Annotated in this window: 16 protein-coding genes and 2 tRNA genes; 14 read left to right on the top strand and 4 right to left on the bottom strand. The window is 37.5% G+C overall.

Features of this window, described 5'->3' with window-relative positions; translation table 11 throughout:
* Positions 1-3: 3 nt before the first annotated feature.
* From H5116_RS03190 to H5116_RS03175, 4 genes are read right to left on the bottom strand one after another with little or no spacing between them, the layout of a single operon-like run.
* On the bottom strand, positions 4-270 hold the full coding sequence (locus tag H5116_RS03190) for a DsrH/TusB family sulfur metabolism protein (protein WP_182715543.1): 267 nt from the start codon (positions 268-270) through the stop codon (positions 4-6).
* Positions 267-623 carry a sulfurtransferase complex subunit TusC gene (tusC, locus tag H5116_RS03185; protein WP_182692961.1) on the bottom strand — a complete coding sequence of 119 codons (357 nt, stop codon included), beginning with the start codon at positions 621-623 and terminating at the stop codon, positions 267-269. The genes H5116_RS03190 and tusC overlap by 4 nt, the downstream gene beginning before the upstream one ends.
* Positions 620-967, bottom strand: a complete 348-nt coding sequence (gene tusD, locus H5116_RS03180) for a sulfurtransferase complex subunit TusD (RefSeq protein WP_182692960.1) — start codon at positions 965-967, stop codon at positions 620-622. Before tusD ends, tusC begins: the two co-directional genes overlap by 4 nt.
* A 55-nt stretch (positions 968-1,022) precedes the next feature.
* Positions 1,023-1,688: a Bax inhibitor-1/YccA family protein gene (locus H5116_RS03175; RefSeq protein ID WP_008133668.1), complete on the bottom strand. Its 666-nt coding sequence runs from the start codon at positions 1,686-1,688 to the stop codon at positions 1,023-1,025.
* Positions 1,689-1,939: 251 nt separating this feature from the next.
* On the opposite strand from H5116_RS03175, the gene H5116_RS03170 reads away from it, so the two are divergent.
* The 14 genes from H5116_RS03170 (at position 1,940) to H5116_RS03105 (ending at position 15,666) form a co-directional block, all read left to right on the top strand.
* Positions 1,940-2,030, top strand: a tRNA-Ser gene (locus H5116_RS03170).
* A gap of 83 nt (positions 2,031-2,113) precedes the next feature.
* A tRNA-Ser gene (locus H5116_RS03165) sits at positions 2,114-2,204 on the top strand.
* Positions 2,205-2,582: 378 nt separating this feature from the next.
* Positions 2,583-3,479 (top strand): LytTR family DNA-binding domain-containing protein, encoded by an 897-nt coding sequence (locus H5116_RS03160; RefSeq protein ID WP_259395140.1) that lies wholly within the window; start codon positions 2,583-2,585, stop codon positions 3,477-3,479.
* A 118-nt stretch (positions 3,480-3,597) separates the two neighbouring features.
* On the top strand, positions 3,598-4,410 hold the full coding sequence (locus H5116_RS03155) for a CPBP family intramembrane glutamic endopeptidase (protein ID WP_182715542.1): 813 nt from the start codon (positions 3,598-3,600) through the stop codon (positions 4,408-4,410).
* Between the two features lie 13 nt (positions 4,411-4,423).
* Positions 4,424-4,669, top strand: a complete 246-nt coding sequence (locus H5116_RS03150) for a hypothetical protein (protein ID WP_182715541.1) — start codon at positions 4,424-4,426, stop codon at positions 4,667-4,669.
* Between the two features lie 173 nt (positions 4,670-4,842).
* Positions 4,843-5,223, top strand: a complete 381-nt coding sequence (locus H5116_RS03145; RefSeq protein WP_002961912.1) for a hypothetical protein — start codon at positions 4,843-4,845, stop codon at positions 5,221-5,223.
* A gap of 128 nt (positions 5,224-5,351) precedes the next feature.
* Positions 5,352-5,810 (top strand): GAF domain-containing protein, encoded by a 459-nt coding sequence (locus H5116_RS03140; RefSeq protein WP_002961911.1) that lies wholly within the window; start codon positions 5,352-5,354, stop codon positions 5,808-5,810.
* Positions 5,810-6,088: a hypothetical protein gene (locus H5116_RS03135; protein WP_002961910.1), complete on the top strand. Its 279-nt coding sequence runs from the start codon at positions 5,810-5,812 to the stop codon at positions 6,086-6,088. Before H5116_RS03140 ends, H5116_RS03135 begins: the two co-directional genes overlap by 1 nt.
* Positions 6,089-6,103: 15 nt before the next feature.
* Positions 6,104-6,754, top strand: coding sequence for an RNA chaperone ProQ (gene proQ, locus H5116_RS03130; protein ID WP_002961909.1), 651 nt, complete (start codon positions 6,104-6,106; stop codon positions 6,752-6,754).
* 26 nt (positions 6,755-6,780) lie between these two features.
* Complete coding sequence (gene prc / locus H5116_RS03125; protein ID WP_182715540.1) at positions 6,781-8,805, top strand: carboxy terminal-processing peptidase; 2,025 nt, start codon at positions 6,781-6,783, stop codon at positions 8,803-8,805.
* Between the two features lie 181 nt (positions 8,806-8,986).
* Positions 8,987-10,450 (top strand): Na+/H+ antiporter NhaC, encoded by a 1,464-nt coding sequence (nhaC, locus tag H5116_RS03120; RefSeq protein WP_182715539.1) that lies wholly within the window; start codon positions 8,987-8,989, stop codon positions 10,448-10,450.
* Between the two features lie 47 nt (positions 10,451-10,497).
* Complete coding sequence (gene pepN / locus H5116_RS03115; RefSeq protein WP_182715538.1) at positions 10,498-13,092, top strand: aminopeptidase N; 2,595 nt, start codon at positions 10,498-10,500, stop codon at positions 13,090-13,092.
* Entirely contained in the window at positions 13,093-13,314 is a 222-nt protein-coding gene (locus H5116_RS03110) for a DUF2835 family protein (RefSeq protein ID WP_010552655.1), read from the top strand. It abuts the gene before it with no gap.
* A 252-nt stretch (positions 13,315-13,566) separates the two neighbouring features.
* Entirely contained in the window at positions 13,567-15,666 is a 2,100-nt protein-coding gene (locus tag H5116_RS03105; RefSeq protein WP_154903039.1) for a DUF1302 domain-containing protein, read from the top strand.

Raw genomic sequence — 15,666 nt, 5'->3', positions numbered from 1 at the left:
GAGTTACCACGTAATGGATTGGTTAGTTGATAAAGTGAGTGCCACAAAGTCTTCATAGCTAATTGCTTTATCGTTATCTGCTAATTTTATTGCACGTACTTGCGCGTCTTGTTCAAGTATTAGCAGTATATCTGCAAATTGTCTAAATTGTTTTTTTGCAAAGCAGGCATCACCAACAAGTAGTACCTTATCGCCTGATAAAATTAAGTTCTCTAGCTGATTTGCCGAGTAATAGTTAAGCGGCTTAGAAAAAATATGTAACGTACTCATAGGTTCACCACATGCTGCTGCGCTTTAATTAGTGTTTGTTGTTGACTAAAGTTAAGAGCTTTTGCCTCTACGAGTAAATCATGTTTATTTAAACCATAATCAAGCAATGATTTTTCACACACGAAAATGTTTTCAACATCATATATTTCGAGTGTTTTAATATTTTTAAAAAAGTCTTTTAAGCCAATATTGTTTGGTTGCTGATGCTTTTTTAAAGCTAAAACGGCGGGGCCGCTAAACAACCAACTTACATTTTGATCAACAGCAGCAAATATCAATGTCATATCTAGTGCATCACGAATATTTAAATCGTCAAATGGGCTGCACTGACTCATTACTAATACGTTTATCATTTAAATTGCACCCATTTATCTGCGTCGCTTGCAAGCATTGCAAATTCAGCTAACCCTGCGACTTTAAATACACCTGTGTTTTTAATATCTAACCCGCGCTTTTGCGCGGCGGTAACACACAGCATTAAATTTTGATCAGCGAGTTGCTGCCAAAGTGCTGAAATTTGAAGTTCGTCTGAGGATAAATCAAAGTGGGTAGATGCATGATAAATACCTTGCTGGTATAAAAAAATAGCATCAATGGTGTGCCCTTGGGCTAAACATGCATTCGCAAATTTAACTATGCGTTGCGTGGTATCGTGATCGGATGGTGGTGTATGTAATGAAAGAACAAAGCGTGCCAAAACAATTCCAATAAAAAAGCCCCAATAAAGGGGCTATTTTAACAGAACTATTTAATTAGTCATCACTTGCGCCAAGTAGAGCAAGCAAAGAAGTAAATAAGTTATATACGCTTAGGTATAAAGACACAGTTGCACGAATGTAGTTAGTTTCACCACCGTTTATGATTCGACTTGTATCAAATAAAATCAAACCAGACATAATCAGTACAACTGCTGCATTAAGCACCATAAACATCAATGAACTGCCAATAAAAATATTAACGATGCTTGCTACAATCACAACGATTAAGCCAACAGTTAAAAAGCCACCCATGAATGAGAAGTCTTTTTTAGTATTTAGTGCATAAGCAGATAAACCAAAAAAGATAAGCGCTGTAGAACCTAAGGCTTGCATAATAAGCATTGGGCCATTAGGTAATGCAGCATAATGGTTAAGCAATGGACCTAAGCCTGCCCCCATTAAACCTGTGAAAGCAAACACCCAAAATACACCAGATGCTGTATCTGCTTTTTTATTTACAACAAATAATAAACCGAACGAAACGAGTGTAAACACAATTCCCATAAAGTAAGGTAATTGTAGTGCCATTGAAATACCGGCTGTAACTGCACTAAATGCAAGTGTCATAGCTAGTAAAAAGTAGGTGTTTTTAAGTACCTTGTTTGTTTCAATGGTAGACATTACCGGTTTCGCGGTATTGTACGATTGATTAAACGCCATTGTAGAGCTCCTTTAAGTGAAACGTGTATGTTTCGATAATTTAACTAAAATTAGATTACCAACTCTTATATGTTTGGGCAAACCTTTGTAGATCAATAGAGTTAAATATTTAAATAAAAGTATATTGACGGCTAAATTAAAAACATTTTGTTTTAACTTTAAACAAATTAATTGTTTTTTAGGCACTTAAACAATTAATTTAAAAAAAAGCTTCACAAAAGGGATGGGTTTCCCTATTATGCAGGCCGTGCGGAGAGATGGCAGAGTGGTCGAATGCACCGGTCTTGAAAACCGGCATGGGTTTATAGCCCATCTAGGGTTCAAATCCCTATCTCTCCACCACTTATTTAATAAGTGTGTGGTAATTAAAATATCATTCATTTAAATAGTTATTAGTACACTCTTACTTTTAACTTAGCAGTATCGGAGAGATGGCAGAGTGGTCGAATGCACCGGTCTTGAAAACCGGCATGGGTTTATAGCCCATCTAGGGTTCAAATCCCTATCTCTCCACCATATAACAGAATAGCCCGCTAATTTAGCGGGCTTTTTTGTGTTTGGAACAAAATCAGTACACTTATGCCAATCCGCAATAATACTTAATCATTTTGCGGGGCTAAACGTGTCGCTCCCTGCGTTAAAAAATTCTCATTTTGAACAACTAAATAGTGAATTTATTGCCTAGCTGTAAACACGTTTTTCCGCCCTCTAAATAGATCACTTAATTAAGCGAATTGGTATTACATCTCTTATCTCTTATCTCTTATTAGTAAAACCTTAAAAGCAGATAGAATTGCTCACACATCATCTTCTGATGTTAAAAAACGTTGATGTTCTCTTCCTATTTTTGTTTTTAATAAAACGACCATCACAAAAAACTTTAAATGAGTTGGAATGCACATATTAATGTGTGTTATTTTTAAATATTGGTGGATTAAAGGTATGCAAAATAGGATGTTGTGGCTCAAAGATGATCTAGATTCGAGAAAGTTAGTTGTATATCGTGCCGTCATGTTTTCGTTTATAACGCTTTTTGTACTTTTTGTATTTCAACCTTTTGGCACTTCAAGCGATACCGAGTCTTACAAGTTTCTGCGACTTTTTGGCTATGGGTTAGTAACCTTTTGTGCTTTGCTATTGTCAGGTTTCATAGAAATAGTGTTACTTAAGTTTAAGCTAAGTAAATTAAACCGTTTAATTATTATTCCTATCACATATATTTTAATTACTGCGATATTCAATCATGGGTATTTTGTGGTTGCTGTACTTGGATCTTGGCATTGGCAGAATCAATTACTTTTTGTAGGGTATATTTTTTGTATTGGTGTATTTCCTCTTATTTTTTTACTTGTGGTAAATAGGCATGTAATAGATTTAACTAAGCCAAGTACAGTTAGCGTTGCTCAAGAGCAGTTGAGAGAAGTTGAGTTAAAGACAATTACTCTCAAAGGCGATAACAAAAACGACGAAATTAATACGGCTCCTCACCATATTTTATTTATTAAATCTTCAGACAACTATTGTGAAATAACAATACAAGAAGGAGCTTCAACTTCACGTAAACTATTACGTGTATCTCTTAGCGGTTTATTAAAGCAGCTTCCAGAAAAAACAATTATATTACGATGCCACCGTTCTTATGCGGTCAACCTGCAAAACATTCAACACTACAGTGGTAATGCTGGAGGGTTGCAATTATCGCTACATACAATTGATATTAAAATTCCTGTGTCTCGTTCTTATGTAAAAGTAATAAAAGATGCTTTGTCATTAATCCCAAAAACATGTTAATCCCCCCTAAAACATGGGCTTTATACCTCGTCTTGTAATTGAGACCTAATAGGTCGCTTTGTATTTTTACTATTGCCAAGATTAAGTTGAAATTTACAACTTAACGAGAAAAGTAGATATGAAATACGCTATCAAGGCATTTGTAATAATTTCTACATTTGTATTTTGCCACTATGTAATGAGGCAGTTTTGGGGAGAAGGTTGGTCTAGCTGGTTGTCTGAACTTGATAATCTAACTGGCATTTTATTTACCCCCGCTAAATATATTTTTTTATATGGACCGTTAGTTATTGCGGCTATTATTTTGTTTAAACAAAGTAAGCCTTTTGAATCTATAGGGCTTAATTCCTCTGGTTTTATTAACTATGCACTCGCAGCAATTATTTGTTGTACTCCAATGGCAATAGGTTATGGATTTTTGAGTGATGAACTTAACCTATCAATACCAGCAATAATAACTGGCTCAGTTTATGCGGGGTTTTTTGAAGAGCTAATTTTTAGGGCTGCATTGTTTGGTGTTTTATTTAAATATTGTAGATGGGGCTTTGTGCCTGCGGCATTAATTAGTTCAGTAATATTTGGTCTGGGCCATATTTATCAAGGCAATGATGCGATTTCTGCATTGATGGCGGTTGCAATCACTACTGTAGCAGGTACATGGTTTGCGTGGCTATATTGTGAATGTGGTTATCGTATTTGGTTTCCTATGTGGATGCATATTTTTATGAATGCAGCTTACGGAATATTTGGTATGTCGGGTGGCGCAGTAGGTGATCTACAAGGTAACTTATTTAAAGCAACAGCCATTGTGTTAAGTATTGTGTATGTTGAGATGCTAATTCGACGAGGAAAGCAGCGCGAAGTTACATTATCAAAATTATTTCAATGCACTAAAAATGGCCTTTACACGCAACAAGCTAACTTAAACTGAGTGGGAAACGACCATGCTAGAATTATTTATTGTAATAATTATATTTAGCTCACCCTTTTTGATTCTTACTATTACTAAACGTTATTTCACCTATAAAACTACAATAATGGCAGCGCACGCAAAATTTAAAGGACTAAATAATAACAAGATAACAAAATTAGAGGAACAAACAGCGATGTTGAGCAAAAGGGTAGCAGTGCTTGAGGAAATAGTAACATCTCGCCACTTTGAGTTATCAAATAAAATAGCTAAGTTATAAGCATTTTGATAAGTGTGACCCAAACTTATGAGCCTATTAATAAAGTAATAGGCTCATACTGCAATAAGGTTTATTTTTAATCATAAATTACGACCATAGTCTCTGTTTCTAACCTTTAGATCTTGGTGCATGCTTTATACATAGAATTTAGATTTGTGTATTAAGGATTTTAAATGAAACATCAGCTAGCAAAAAGCGTAGGGCTTTCGTTATTATCGCCTGTTATTGTAGGCAGTTTACTTGGTGTTTATTACTCACTTACGCTTGAAGGCGAGTTTGTATCAATATTTCTTACCTTATTAATGACTGCTATATCAAATGCACACATAGTAGGCTTAACAATGGCTGCTTTTGTTGTGCCTGGGTATTTACTCATGTTTAAGTATTCTAAAGTTAATTATTCAGGGGTATTAACTCTTGGACTACTAGGCGGAGCGATATTTAGTTACTTATTAAGTGCCACAACAGGGGAGATATTTTTGATCAATAGTGTAATGTCAGCATTCGCTGCTGGGCTGTTTTTGTTTGGTCTTCGTAAAACGGCAAAAAAATAATCGCAGCATTATTAACCAAGCGCACTGATAAACGGTGTGATTTCCTTTTTTTTACCTCCAAAAGGTTCCAATTTTTCACGACAAAGAGTACCTTTAGCTACTGTATGTTTAATAAGAAGTAGTTTGGTATGCAAAAGCACGATTTTTACCAGTCATTAGTTAAGCAAACTGAATCGCTGATAGCTGGTGAATCCAATGTAATTGCCAATATGGCAAACATAAGCGCGCTGTTATTTACCTCTTTAGAGGATGTAAATTGGGCGGGCTTTTACTTTATGGATTCTCCTACTGAATTAGTACTTGGTCCGTTTCAAGGTAACCCTGCATGCATTCGTATTCCAGTAGGAAAGGGTGTATGCGGAACTGCTGCGGCAACCGTAGAAACACAATTAATTGAAGATGTTCACGCTTTTGACGGCCACATAGCCTGTGATGCAGCGTCTAATTCTGAAGTAGTTGTACCTATCATGAAACATGGTAAAGTATTTGCTGTACTAGACATTGATAGTCCGAGTATTGGTCGATTTGATGCTGACGATAAAGCCGGTCTAGAAGCATTAGTAAAATGCTTAGAGGCGAGCTTGTAATGAAAGATTTGCTAAATGTTCAAGACTACTTATTTGCTGTACAAGATGTCGGCGATTGGGAAGGCGAAGAAGAACATGTAGCGGAAACGCTCAATGATTTGATTCATATTGCATGGGATCGTCTTCCAGATGATTCAGAATGTGAATTTATTGATGAAACAATTAATGGTATTTGGGAACACCTTCGAGGTGATATGGCTGTTATAGAAGCCGATTTCGAAGAGTTGGTCGACTGGGTAACACACTACGTCGATTCGTCCCTTGATGAAAAGATGTGAAAAATAGGTTCTAAAATGGAAACCACAAACAAGCTAAAAGATATTAATGAAGTGTTGGAATTTTTATATCAAGAATTCCCACAATGTTTTAAACAAAAAGATGGCATCAAGCCGCTTAAAGTAGGTATTTTTAAAGATATTGCTGAGCGTATTGAAGGGTCTGAAAAAGTAAGTAAGACTCAAGTTCGTCAAGCGCTTAGAAAATACACGTCTAACTGGCGTTATTTAGAAGCTGTGACCAAGTCAGAGTTTCGTATTGATCTTGATGGTAATCAAGGTGAAAAAGTTGAGCAAGAGCATATCGACCATGCACAAAAAGCATTGGAAGAAAGCCGCGCTAAAATGGCTAAACGCAAAAAACAACAGCGTCCTCGCCAAGATTCAGATTCTAAATCTTTCAAGAAAAAACCAGCTCATGCTAGCAAACCAGGCGATAAAAACGCTCCTGCAGCTAACAAACCTGCTAAAGCAGCGCCGGCTAAGCGTTCAGGAAAAATTGAACCTTTGCCAGCAACTGAGGTCAAGGTAAATAATAAGGTTAAGGTTAAACTTGGCCAAGCACTTGTAAATGCAGTAATAACTGAAGTGAACAAAGATGATGTTCATGTTGAGTTAGTAACAGGTATGCAAGTTAAAACCAAAGCTGACAGCTTATACATTGTTTAAGTTGTAAATAAATTAAGGAGTTGTGTATGAGTAAAAAGTTTACGCTCATTCCGTTAGTTGCTGCCCTGTTTTCAGGTTCATTATTTGCTGCTGTAGAAGCCGTCACTATTGACGATTTACCCCAGCTCAAGCAAGAGAGTCAACATGGTACTGCTAGCAAACGAGTGGCTAGCTTATTTGCTCGTTCACACTATACACCGGTTCGATTTAACGATGAGCTTTCTAGTAAAGTGTACGATCGTTATATCGAATCCCTTGATTTTAATAAAAGCGTTTTCTTAGCCAGCGATATCGCCTCATTTGAGCAATATCGTGATGACTTTGATAACGCTATTACTACCGGTAAATTAGACTTTACGTTTGATATTTTTAACTTAAGTCTTAAACGCCGTTTTGAACGTTACGAGTATTCACTTGCTCTGCTTGAAAAAGAGATGACGTTTGATAAAGAAGATGAATACTTTTTTGACCGCGAAGATTCAGCATGGCCTTCGTCACAAGCTGAGCTTGATGAAATTTGGCGTGAGCGTGTAAAGTACGACGCACTGCGTTTAAAAATGACGGGTAAAGATTGGGAAGGCATTAAAGAGGTGCTGACCAAACGCTACAAAAATGCAGAAAAACGTTTAGTACAATCAAATTCAGAAGATGCTTTTCAAATCGTTATGAATTCGCTAGCACGCAGTATTGAGGCGCATACGTCTTATTTATCGCCACGTCGTGCAGAGCAATTCAAAATGGATATGGACTTAGAGCTTGAGGGCATTGGTGCCGTATTAAGCCCTGATGAAGATTACACTGTTATTCGCAGCTTAGTGCCGGGAGGCCCTGCAGATAAAACAGATCAAATTAAAGCTGATGATCGCATTATTGGTGTTGCTCAAGATGGCGAAGAGTTTGTAGATGTAATTGGCTGGCGTTTAGATGACGTAGTTGATTTAATTAAAGGTCCTAAAGGGACTAAAGTACGTCTACAGTATTTAAAAGGTGTTGATGCTCACGGCGCTCCGAAAGTTGTAGAAATTACTCGCGATAAAATCAGACTTGAAGATAGAGCGGCTAAATCAGAAGTATTTGAAGCAAAATATTCTGATTTAACAAGTAAAATTGGGGTGATTGAAATTCCTGGCTTTTACAATAATCTTTCGAAAGATGTAAAAGTAGAACTTGCTAAGCTTAAAGAAGAAAAGGTTGATGGTATTATTATCGACTTGCGCCAAAATGGTGGTGGTTCATTATATGAAGCAACACAATTGTCAGGTTTATTTTTTGACCAGGGCCCAGTTGTTCAAATTCATACCTTAAATAACCGTATTGAAGAGCAAAAAGATCGTGATGGTATAACTTATTATGACGGCCCTTTAACTGTGTTAGTTGATCGTTACAGTGCTTCTGCTTCTGAAATATTCGCAGCAGCAATGCAAGATTATGGTCGCGCTGTAATTATTGGTGAGCAAACATTTGGTAAGGGTACTGTACAGCAGCACAAAGGCTTAGGCCGTGCTTATGACCTATACGATAATGCGCTAGGCAGTGTACAGTATACTATTGCTAAGTTTTATCGTATTAACGGTGGTAGCACGCAACATAAAGGTGTTATCCCTGATATTTCGTTTCCATCAGCAATCGATCCTGCACAGTGGGGCGAAAGTAAGCAAGATAATGCACTTCCTTGGGACAGCATTGTTAAAGCGAAATATAAAAAACTAGGTAATTTAACACCTATTATTACGTACCTTGAAAAACAACACGAAGTACGAATTAAATCAGAGCCAGAATTTGGTTATGTATTTAATGACATTACCTTATACAACGAAGAGAAAGACCGTAAAACTATCTCTTTAGTTGAAGCAGACCGTATTAAAGAAAAAGATGAAGGTGAAGCACGTGCACTTGTACGTACTAACGAACGTCTTAAGCGTTTAGGTAAAGATCCGGTAGAAAACTTAGACGATATACCAGAAGTAATCGAAGAGCTTGACCCATTTTTGGAAGAGGCTGCATTAATTACTCAAGATTATATTAATTATGGTCGCATAGCTAAGAAGTAATAACTGGTTTTACCTCTGTAAAAAAGGCGCATTGGCGCCTTTTTTACTACCTAAAATTTACTAAATTGTTATAATCTTCGATTACATAAAGTTGAGCTGGATTAATGACGCTCAATTAATGCGCTTTACGTGCTAAAAATAATAATTAAACACACAGCAAGTGTGTGTAGGAGTCTCTATTTTGAAGCCATTGGAAGATAAACCAATCAAACCCGCCTCGTTTTTTGATGCATTAATTCCTATCTCTGTATTAATCTGTTTACTTGGCGCGGCTGTATACTTATTCGGTGACAACTCTTCATCCGGTCCTAACCAAATAGCACTTTTATTTGCCACTTTTGCAGCGGCTTTAATTGGTCTTAAAAACGGTTACACATGGAAAAAATTAGAACAAGCTATGATCGAAGGCATAACGCTTTCACTTGGTGCTATTTTAATTTTACTTATGGTAGGTGCATTAATTGGTACTTGGCTACTTTCTGGGACTGTACCAACTCTAATTTATTATGGCTTACAAGTTATAAATCCAAGTTGGTTTTATGCAGCGAGTTGTTTAATTTGTGGCATTGTAGCAATGAGTATTGGTAGTTCTTGGACCACGGCTGCTACGATAGGTGTTGCTTTATTAGGTGTTGCTACGGGTCTTGGACTTGAGCAAACAGTAACCGCAGGTGCAGTTATATCTGGCGCGTACTTTGGTGATAAGCTAAGTCCGCTGTCAGAAACAACCAATCTGGCACCAGCAGTTGTTGGCGCTGATTTGTTTGAGCATATTCAACATATGCTGTGGACGACAGTACCGAGTTTTGTAATTGCACTGATTATATTTATATTCATGGGCTTTAATGCAACAGCTTCAAGCGAAGCTGGGCGTATTGATGAAATAACGGCTATTTTACAGCAAAACTTTAATATTGGTTTTGAAATGCTGATCCCGTTAATCGTACTTTTAGTTTTAGCTATTAAAAAAATGCCAGCATTTCCTGCTATCTCAATTGGTGCTGTTGTGGGCGCTGTTTGGGCTATGTTGTTTCAGTCTGATCTAATTTCTAGCCAAATTGATGTTTCTCAAGGACAGCTAGTTGGCTACTTTAAACTTGTTTGGACTACTTTCTTTGATGGTTTTAGCATAAGTACCGGCGATGATAAGATGGATTCGTTACTCAGTGGTGGCGGTATGGCTGGTATGCTTACAACTACATGGCTGATTATGACTGCACTGATGTTTGGTGCCATTATGGAAAAAACAGGTCTTTTGGATATTTTCGTAAAAAGTATACTTAAAATAGCTAAAAGCACGGGGTCGTTAATTGCGGCGACAATAGCTACGTGTATAGGAACTAACGTAATAGCGGCCGATCAATATATAGCGATTGTTGTACCGGGACGTATGTTTAAAGATGAATACGAAAAACGTGGTTTGAAGCCTGTTAACTTATCTCGTACATTGGAAGATGGCGGTACAATTACTAGCCCACTAATTCCATGGAATACGTGTGGCGCATACATGCAAAGCGTTTTACTTATAAACCCTTTTGATTATGCACTCTACGCTTTCTTTAACTTAATTAACCCTGTTTTAGCGGTTGTTTATGCCTACTTAGGCATTAAAATTTTACGTATTAAGCCAAAACAATCTGCCTAATTTTAAGCAGCTCCTTTTAACTTAAAAGGAGCTGCTTTGGAGTATCTATGACTGAATCAAGTAAACCTCAAGCACAATATCTTAAAGACTATAAAGCTCCTGACTTTCTAATTGACCACACAGAGCTAACATTTGACTTACAGCCTTTATCAACCAAAGTAAGCTCTTTACTAACACTTACCCGAGTTGGTGATAAAAAAGCACCTTTAGTGCTTGATGGTATTGATTTGCGTTTACTGTCTTTATCTGTTGATACAGTTGATATAACGGATTATGAAATTGTTGGTGAGCAGCTAATAATTAATAACCTACCGGATAGTTGCCAATTAAGTATTGTGACCGAGATATCACCTGAGACGAATACTTCTTTAGAAGGTTTATATTTATCGGGCGGTGCGTATTGCACACAGTGCGAAGCGCAGGGATTTAGAAAAATCACCTATTACATGGATCGCCCTGACGTACTTGCCACGTTTGATGTAACTATTATTGCGGATAAAAAGTATCTACAACTTCTTTCTAATGGTAATCAAGTAGATAGCGGTGAAACATCAGATGGTCGTCATTTTGTGAAATGGCAAGACCCATTTAAAAAGCCGAGCTATTTATTTGCACTTGTGGCGGGCGATTTTGATGTTTTGAAAGATACGTACACGACTAAAAGCGGCAAAGACGTAGAGTTAGCATTATTTGTTGATAAGGGTAATTTATCTAAAACACCTCATGCTATTGCTTCACTTAAAAAAGCAATGCAATGGGATGAAGAACGCTTTAATTTAGAGTATGACCTTGATATTTATATGATTGTAGCCGTCGATTTTTTCAACATGGGCGCGATGGAAAATAAAGGGCTAAATGTTTTTAATAGTAAATGTGTATTGGCCAATCAAGAAACAGCGACAGACAAAGACTACCATACGATTGAATCCATTGTAGGGCATGAGTACTTTCATAACTGGACAGGTAACCGAGTTACTTGTAGAGATTGGTTTCAGTTATCGCTAAAAGAAGGGTTAACCGTATTTAGAGACCAAGAGTTTAGTAGTGATTTAGGCTCTCGTGCACTTAACCGAATTGACGCAGTTAAAGTAATGCGTACGCATCAGTTTAGCGAAGATGCAGGCCCTATGGCGCATCCAATTCGTCCTGAAAAAGTTATTGAAATGAATAACTTTTATACTGTAACAGTATACGATAAAGGTGCTGAAGTTATCCGTATGATGCACACGTTACTAGGTGAAACTAATTTTCAAAAAGGGATGGCACTTTACTTTGAGCGCCACGATGGACAAGCAGTAACATGTGATGACTTTGTCAGTGCAATGAGCGATGCATCAGGTGTAAATTTAGAGCAATTTAAGCTGTGGTATAGTCAATCGGGTACCCCGCGCTTAAATGCAATACAACATTTTGATAGCAGTTCAAATACGTATACATTAACAATAGAACAAGCAGCACCGGACAATCAGCCAGACAATAAACCACTTCATATACCTTTTGCTATTGAACTACTTGATGCGAATGGGGAAAGTATTGCTCTGCAATGTAAAGGTAAAAAACTAGATCATGTGCTTGATGTAACAAGTACGACTCAAACATTTAGCTTTGATAATATCTTAGAAAAGCCTGTTGCGGTTTTACTCGAAGATTTTTCTGCACCTTGTATTTTAAATCAGCAAACAACAGAGCCCGAACTATTGCATATTATGCGTTTTGCACGCAGTGATTTTTCACGTTGGAATGCACAACAGCAGCTATTTATTAAAGCGATTAAGTCTCAGATTACCAATACAACTAATAGCATGTTAAGCAGCGAAACTATAAATGCGCTACGTGTACTTATAAATACCAAAGAGGGCGATTTAGCCTTAATTGCAGAGCTGTTTAAACTGCCAAGTTTTGATACATTAGCCGCTGAATTTGAAGTAATACCTGTTGATGAGATTATTGAAATAACAGAAAAGTTTGAGCAACAAATTGCTGACGAACTTGCTGATGAACTGCTTGCTTGTTACGAATCTCTTGAAGATGATGGCAGTATAAGTGCAAGCTCCGTTGCTAAACGCGCTTTAAAACAAATATGCTTGCATTATTTGGCTAAAACTCAAAAGCCAGAGGCTGTAAGCTTTATTAAAGAAGCCGCAAGTTCGACTAATATGACCAATGTACTTGGTGCACTAAGCGCAGTGGTAAAAGCATCCCACCCTATACAAGAAGAGCTTTTGAATCATTTTGATAGTCAATGGCGCCATGATGTTTTAGTGATGGATAAGTGGTTTGCACTGCAAGCTATGCAGTCAGGCAATAAAGCTATAGATAATATTAAGGCACTTTACGAACATCCGTGTTTTGATTTTTCAAACCCGAACCGTGTACGTGCACTTGTAGGAAGCTTTAGTCACTTTAATACAGCACAATTTCATCGCTCAGATGCCCAAGGCTATACGTTATTAGGTGACTTGTTAATAAAACTTAATGCAATTAATCCACAAAATGCGTCTCGTATGCTAACACCGTTCATGTCATGGAAGCGTTACGATGATGTTCGCTCTCAAGCAATGAAACTGCAATTACAACGCTTAGCTAATCTAGATGGGCTAAGTGCTGATTTGTATGAAAAGGTTGAAAAAGCGCTCGCATAAATGATTGAGTATTATTTTACCTTAAGATTGAGCTATAACGAGTGCATGGATTACTACCATGGCCGTTTTAGCTCTTTACAAGTTGTAGAAGATGGCGGTAAAACGATTCGTTTTGCTGCTACACATTTGAGGCCCTTCATTTCAAGTTTAGGTGTACGTGGCCGTTTTAGACTCTTATTAACCCCCGAAAACAAGTTTATCCGCCTAGAGCGAGTGGCCTGACACTCGGTTTTTATGTTATATATACATAAAAATATTGTATTTTTGTTAATTTCAATTTGTCCTATTGTTAAATTACGTGTATAAATTATCTGGTACGACGTCTTACCAATACGTAAGCGTCAACCAAAATATAAAGTATACGGAAGATTAGAGCGAGTATTTGTAATTTCACTGATTCGCTTCTATCGTTATGATTACACTAAAAACAATAACTTGATCACACAAAATGACCCGCGACAGGGGGGAACCAAAATGATAAGAAGATCGCTTTTTGTTAAAAATAGAATCGCTATAGGTATAGCAGCCGCTAGCTTAGGTTTATCTGCAGCAAGTACACAAGCTGTAACATTTGAAGCTGGAGGTTTTGACATTACCTTCGATTCAACCTTTTCATATGGGCAAAGTGTTCGCGTAGAAGACAGAGACTTTAGCCTAATTGGTAAAAGTAACAATCCGGCATTTGATTGGACAGGTTACAACCCTGCGCTAAACAACACTATTTACTCATCTCAAGATGTATGGGCTCAACCTGGCTCTTATTCAAATAATGGTGATGCTGGTAATTTAAATTTTGACAGTGGTGACTCATTTTCAAAACTTTTGAAGGGAACACACGACCTTTCAATAAATAAAGATAACTACGGTTTGTTCACTCGCTTCATGTATTTTTATGACTTTGCGTTGATGGATGGCTATCATGCATATTCAAATCCTACATCAGGGCAGGGGGTTGATCCGTGTGATGATAAAGACACTAAAGCGCAAAGCTGTGCAGATATTCGTTTATTAGATGCGTTTGTGTGGGCTGATTTTGATTTAAATGATGGTAATAACCCTTTATCTGTCCGTTTAGGTCAACAAGTAGTTAACTGGGGTGAGAGTACACTTATATCTCATGGTATTAACGTAAACCCAGTTGATATTGACCGATTGAAAGCGCCAGGTGCTGAGCTTAAAGAAGCATTCATACCTGTAGGCATGCTTTGGGCATCGCTTGGCATTACTGACAACATTACCCTTGAAGGTTTCTACCAATACCAATGGCAAGAAACGCGTTTACCAGCAGCTGGTACGTATTTTTCGACTAATGACTTTGCAGCAGAAAATGGTTATCAGCAGAATGTTCAATTAGGTTTTACGTCTAATCCTGATATTGATGTCGCTTTTTTAACAGATAGCTTGAATAACTTAACATCTGATTTTGCATTGGCCGCAGCAGCACAAGGTATTGATCCTTCAAGTGCAGAAGGAAGTGCTTTATTAGCTCAAATGTATCTTGCATACCCAACTAAAGTTGCTTTAAAAGGTAAAGGAGATAATGGTAAAACAGAGCCTGAAGATGGCGGTCAGTATGGTTTACGTTTAGGTGTATTTTTACCTGAATTTAATGATACTGAAATTGCACTCTATCACGTGAATTATCATAGCCGTCGTCCGCTTATATCTGGTCGCGTATCAAACTTTTCACAAGCTGCAATTGCCCAAGATTTAGCGATGATCATGACAACAGAAATCACGTCAGATAATGTTGCTGATTTAACTGCTTTTTCTAAAGCTGAAAACGAGTACCCTGAAGATATTAAGTTATATGGTTTAAGTTTTAATACGACTATTGGCGAAACAGCCTTCGCGGGTGAATTTGCTTTTCGCCAAGATGAACCGCTACAAATTGATGACGTAGAGTTACTTTACACAGCTATGCCTGAGCAATTGGCGGTTGCTGGTATTCGTCCTGATTTTGCGGGTATTTCGCAAATGAGTATAGGCGATGCGGTAAGCTCAGTTGGTGCAGGTGAAGTTGCCAAAGGCTACATTGAACGCGACACATCACAAATTCAATTTACAGCAACACATTTATTTGGCCCTTCATTAGGTGCTGATAGTTGGGCTGTAGTTGGTGAAGTGGGTGTAGTTAAAATTCACGATATGCCTGGCTATGACGAAATGCGTTTAAATGTATCAGGCACTGGCCGTAGTGGCACAATAACAGGCCCAGGTACTACTGATTATTCAACATTGCAACTTGGTCTATCAAATGGCGCTGAAGAGAAATCATTCGCTACAGCATCGTCTTGGGGTTACCGCCTAATTGCGAAAGGCGATTACTTCAACTTTTACAAAGGTATTAACTTTTCACCACGTTTTGTATTTTCTCATGACGTAAACGGTAATACACCAGATCCTATGTTCTTATTTATCGAAGATCGTAAATCTTTAGGTGCTACGATGAACTTTAACTACCAAAATGCGTGGTCACTTGATGTGAGCTATAACTCGTTTTGGGGCGGTGGCGGTGTTAATACATTCTCAGACCGCGATTACGTTTCTTTTAACTTAAAATATTCTATTTAG

This window comes from Pseudoalteromonas sp. SG45-2 (assembly GCF_014164115.1).
Classification (GTDB): domain Bacteria; phylum Pseudomonadota; class Gammaproteobacteria; order Enterobacterales; family Alteromonadaceae; genus Pseudoalteromonas; species Pseudoalteromonas distincta.
Note: the sequence above shows the minus strand (reverse complement) of the source record. Positions and strands in the feature narration are given on the sequence as shown.

Bases quoted from the DNA above. Each gene is read 5' to 3' on its own strand.
- H5116_RS03190 (WP_182715543.1), bottom strand. From the start codon at position 270: ATGAGTACGTTACATATTTTTTCTAAGCCGCTTAACTATTACTCGGCA.
- tusC (WP_182692961.1), bottom strand. From the start codon at position 623: ATGATAAACGTATTAGTAATGAGTCAGTGCAGCCCATTTGACGATTTA.
- H5116_RS03175 (WP_008133668.1), bottom strand. From the start codon at position 1,688: ATGGCGTTTAATCAATCGTACAATACCGCGAAACCGGTAATGTCTACC.
- H5116_RS03160 (WP_259395140.1), top strand. From the start codon at position 2,583: ATGCACATATTAATGTGTGTTATTTTTAAATATTGGTGGATTAAAGGT.
- H5116_RS03155 (WP_182715542.1), top strand. From the start codon at position 3,598: ATGAAATACGCTATCAAGGCATTTGTAATAATTTCTACATTTGTATTT.
- H5116_RS03150 (WP_182715541.1), top strand. From the start codon at position 4,424: ATGCTAGAATTATTTATTGTAATAATTATATTTAGCTCACCCTTTTTG.
- H5116_RS03145 (WP_002961912.1), top strand. From the start codon at position 4,843: ATGAAACATCAGCTAGCAAAAAGCGTAGGGCTTTCGTTATTATCGCCT.
- H5116_RS03140 (WP_002961911.1), top strand. From the start codon at position 5,352: ATGCAAAAGCACGATTTTTACCAGTCATTAGTTAAGCAAACTGAATCG.
- H5116_RS03135 (WP_002961910.1), top strand. From the start codon at position 5,810: ATGAAAGATTTGCTAAATGTTCAAGACTACTTATTTGCTGTACAAGAT.
- proQ (WP_002961909.1), top strand. From the start codon at position 6,104: ATGGAAACCACAAACAAGCTAAAAGATATTAATGAAGTGTTGGAATTT.
- prc (WP_182715540.1), top strand. From the start codon at position 6,781: ATGAGTAAAAAGTTTACGCTCATTCCGTTAGTTGCTGCCCTGTTTTCA.
- pepN (WP_182715538.1), top strand. From the start codon at position 10,498: ATGACTGAATCAAGTAAACCTCAAGCACAATATCTTAAAGACTATAAA.
- H5116_RS03110 (WP_010552655.1), top strand. From the start codon at position 13,093: ATGATTGAGTATTATTTTACCTTAAGATTGAGCTATAACGAGTGCATG.
- H5116_RS03105 (WP_154903039.1), top strand. From the start codon at position 13,567: ATGATAAGAAGATCGCTTTTTGTTAAAAATAGAATCGCTATAGGTATA.